The 3,718-nt window shown below is 59.5% G+C and carries 5 protein-coding genes; 3 read left to right on the top strand and 2 right to left on the bottom strand.

The window, feature by feature from the left end; all coding sequences use genetic code 11:
* Nucleotides 1–429 (top strand): GbsR/MarR family transcriptional regulator (locus WBV42_RS08910; RefSeq protein WP_423985715.1); only part of this gene is annotated, 429 nt, incomplete at its 5' end.
* A 121-nt stretch (nt 430–550) separates the two neighbouring features.
* On the opposite strand, the gene WBV42_RS08905 is transcribed toward WBV42_RS08910, so the two are convergent.
* Together WBV42_RS08905 and artA are read right to left on the bottom strand one after the other, a co-directional pair.
* Entirely contained in the window at nt 551–1,237 is a 687-nt protein-coding gene (locus WBV42_RS08905) for a metallophosphoesterase (RefSeq protein ID WP_423985714.1), read from the bottom strand.
* On the bottom strand, nt 1,224–2,120 hold the full coding sequence (gene artA, locus WBV42_RS08900) for an archaeosortase A (RefSeq protein ID WP_423985716.1): 897 nt from the start codon (nt 2,118–2,120) through the stop codon (nt 1,224–1,226). The genes WBV42_RS08905 and artA overlap by 14 nt, the downstream gene beginning before the upstream one ends.
* A 208-nt stretch (nt 2,121–2,328) precedes the next feature.
* Between artA and WBV42_RS08895 the strand changes: the two genes are divergently transcribed.
* Together WBV42_RS08895 and WBV42_RS08890 are read left to right on the top strand one after the other, a co-directional pair.
* Nucleotides 2,329–3,111 carry a MarR family transcriptional regulator gene (locus WBV42_RS08895; protein WP_253228181.1) on the top strand — a complete coding sequence of 261 codons (783 nt, stop codon included), beginning with the start codon at nt 2,329–2,331 and terminating at the stop codon, nt 3,109–3,111.
* Between the two features lie 230 nt (nt 3,112–3,341).
* On the top strand, nt 3,342–3,718 hold a 377-nt coding region (locus tag WBV42_RS08890), incomplete at its 3' end, for a DUF7344 domain-containing protein (RefSeq protein WP_423985713.1).

Genomic DNA, 3,718 nt, shown 5'->3' with positions numbered 1-3,718 from the left:
AGTTACGGACGCCTGTACGGGATACTGTTCTTCGAAAATCGGCCGGTTTCTCTCGACGAAATCGTTGAAGAGAGCGGCTATGCGAAGTCCACGGTGAGTACGGCGATGAAACGCCTGGAGCAATTTCACGTCGTACACCGTCGCTCGATTCCGGGTGAAGGGAAAAAGGCGTTTTACGAGGCCGAAACCGATCTTTGGCGCATCGTCCAAGAATTTCTCCGTCGGGAAGTTCAACGCGAACTGGACATCATGACTCGTGCACTCGAATCCGCCGAGAACCGCCTCGAAGGGGTGGACGATGAGCGTGCGAGTGAAGATCTCGAACGGATTCGCTCGTTCGAGAAAACGTACAAACGAGGACAAAAAGTCGTGGATATCTTTGTATCGGTCTCGAATAATCGACTGATAAAACTGATCGAAAATCTATAATCTCCAGCGCTACCGACCGAATTTCCCTTGCAGTTCGATTTCCGAATCGACGCTTGCTGGACACTTCGATAGGATTTCCCGTGGGATACACGATTCGGCAACTCCCCCTCCGAACTACGGATTACAGCAGTTTCCGAAACTCGGCGAGCGGCGGGAACCGGTAGGTTTCGTCGGCATCCTCGTCGCGGACGATGGGTCGAAGCGGATTCGTCCGTGTGACGAGCGGGGACTGAAAGTCGCCCCCTCGCAGGTCGTTTACGACCATTCCGCTCGCGAAACGGGTGAACGCCGGGAGGACGAGCACGTCCGCTCCCCGGTAGGTCTCCTCACCCCAGAGGTAGCACGGACGACGCTTCCCCTCGATTTCGATGGCCGGATGGTCGTGACCGACGACGTATCGGGGCGCGTCCGCGTCGGGTTCCTCGTGGCCGTGACAGACCAACGTCCCGTCCGCGAGACGATACTCGTCCCGTGGGTCGGCGAGTTCGTCGAGCAACGTATCGTGGTTGCCTCGCACGACGACGAGCGTGGTACCCGCTTCGTCCACGAGTTCTCGGAGGTCGGCGAACGTCACTTCGGCTTCCTCCGGCAATCGGTCGAAGGCGTGGAGAACGTCGCCCGCGAGGACGACTTCGCTCGGGGAAAAACGGTCGAGGAGGTCGGAAACTCTCGTGGTCAAATCGGTTCGCTCGCCGAGCGACAGGGAAACGTTCGACGTCGCGTCCCGGCCGATGTGGAGGTCGGCGAGGACGAGCGCGTCGGCGGACGGCAGGAAAACGGCGCGGTCCGTGAATTCAGCGTCCACCATCGGCTCGGGTACGTTGGCTGAGGTCGTACTCCCGTCCGGAGACGAGGTAGATGACGTCCTCGATGACCGTCAGCAGTTCGGGGAGGATACGGACCACCAACCACAGGATGATGACGAGCGATATCACGGCGAGCAGTTGGCTGAACACCCTGTCCGCGATGAAGAACGAGACCATCTTCGGGTCGGTGTAGCCCGTGAGACTGGTGACGGGACCGATGAATATCTGGAACCACTGGTTGCCGAACGCGACGGAGATGAACACGTTGCGGATGACGTTCAGCACCCAGATGATGGAGATGGCCATCACGAACGCGCTGATCTTTCGGCGGAGCGGTGCGCGGACGGCGGCGATGAGGCCGCCGAAAATGCTCATGCTGCCGATTCCGGTACACGCCAAAACGAGATACGTGTAATACCGGTGGCCGTTGCTGTCGTGGAAGATGAACGCGCTGTGATAGCCGTTCTGCTCCGCGATGGTGAAGTCGGGGTCGTACCCGAGCAGGTGGATGACGGCGTTTGTCTGTGCACTCACGAGTTCGACGATCGACTGACGGAGCGGTTCGATGGTCAGGAACGGGACGTAGATGAGTCCCATCGCCGCGACGCCCCGGGAGAGGACGAAGAGCGAATCCCGTCCGGTGTACAACTGGTAGCCCGTATATACGCACAACGGAACCGCGACGAGGCACAACGTACCCTCGATGAAACTCCGCATCTCGAACGCGAATCGCGGGAAGAGAACGCCCCAAAAGAGCCCGAACAGCACCCATGCTCCCATGCCGACGCCACGTGCCAGATCGCGGTCGTATCCTTCGAGCGCGGCGGTGGCGATGAACGCGGCGATGACGACCCACACGAGGTAATCGGGAAACGTCGTCGTCAGCCACGAGACCGATAACGAGAGAGGAACGGAAAGGGCGGCAGGGGCGACTTCGATCACGATTCGTCCTTGTTCTCGGAAAATATAGAGTTGACGCTCTTCAAATCGCCCGGACACGTCGGCACCCGATGCGTTTCCACACGGGGTGGTCGTCTCCCGCTTTCACTCGCCGACCGCTGGTATTTTTATCGTCCCGCCCGACGGTTCGGGTATGGCCGACGTGTTGGAGGACAAGCGAGCCGCAACCCGGTTTCGAATCCTCTCGGAGATCGCTGACCGCCAACCGGCGGTGAGTCAAGGCGAAATCGCTGACGCCGTCGGCGTCACGAGCCAAGCCGTTAGCGAGTACATTCGCGGCCTCGTGGACGACGGGCTCGTAGAAAAGGAAGGGCGCTCCCGCTATCGGGTGACCAAGGAGGGCGTCGATTGGCTTTTGCAATCCGCGACCGATGTACGGCGCTTCGCGGATCACGTCACCGACGATATCCTCGGGAACGTCGGGGAGGACGCCGCAATCGCACGGACCGACATCGACGCGGGAACGACCGTCTCGCTCACACTCGCCGATGGATTACTCCACGCGACGCCGGGCGACGAAGGGCCTGCGACTGGTATCGCCACGACGGACGCCGAGGAGGGCACGGAAGTCGGCGTGACGGAATTCGAAGGTATCATCGACCTCGATCCCGGCCACGTGACAGTGTATCAGGTTCCCCCTGTCCGTTCCGGAGGAAGTCGGTCGGTCGATTCGGACGCGTTGGCGGCCGTCTGTGACGCCGCTCCCGTCCTCGCGGCGACCGGTGTCGAAGCGTTCGTCGCACTACAGTCCGCCGGTCTCGAACCCGACACGACGTTCGCCGCGGGCGAAGTCGCCGCCGAGGCCGCGGAGCGTGGCTTGGACGTGGTCATCGTCGCAACCTCCGACAGCGTCGGGCGCGTCACCGACGCCCTCCGGGACGTTGGTGTCGCCTACGAAGTTGCAAACGTCGAATAAGTTATAGTCGTTCAAAAACGGTGCAATTCCTTTGAGAACTCGTCCGGCATCGTGTGAGAAGACGAGTTAACTCGACCCATCTCGACGGTGAGTGAATCGCTTGCGGCAAAGTGGTTCGTGGAAAATACTGTTCGAAATAAACGCCTGTTGGGTGGCAAAGTTAATACCCTTGGTTATAATATATGTGTGTGTATCGAACTCGGAGATAATCTCATGTTTACCTCCAAGCTATGAAACTCACCGAACCGAGGACGAAAGGGGAACTCGACGAGAGTCAGATTCATAACGTCTTGCGGAACGACCGACGACGCGAAACGATTCGCTATCTCCGTCAAACAGGTGATTCACTGGCCGTCGACGACCTCGCGGAACACATCGCCACGCTGGAAACGGGGGAATCTCCCCCGCCCAGAAACGTTCGAAAGAGTGTCTACGTTTCGCTCCATCAGACACACCTCCCGAAACTCGACGACCTCGGCATTGTGGAGTACGACCAACGGTCGAAGGAACTGGTCCTCAACGACCGCGCGCGCGAGGTTGAGGTGTATATGGAGGTCGTCGCAGAACACGACGTTTCGTGGCCGACGTACTATCTCGGTCTCGGGAT

This window comes from Haladaptatus sp. (assembly GCF_049589095.1).
Lineage (GTDB): Archaea > Halobacteriota > Halobacteria > Halobacteriales > Haladaptataceae > Haladaptatus.
The sequence above is the reverse complement of the archived record's forward strand: the minus strand, read 5'-3'. Positions and strand labels throughout refer to the sequence as shown.

What these genes read in the sequence shown, in the direction of transcription:
- WBV42_RS08895 (WP_253228181.1), top strand. Translation starts at nt 2,329, where the DNA reads ATGGCCGACGTGTTGGAGGACAAGCGAGCCGCAACCCGGTTTCGAATC.
- WBV42_RS08905 (WP_423985714.1), bottom strand. Translation starts at nt 1,237, where the DNA reads ATGGTGGACGCTGAATTCACGGACCGCGCCGTTTTCCTGCCGTCCGCC.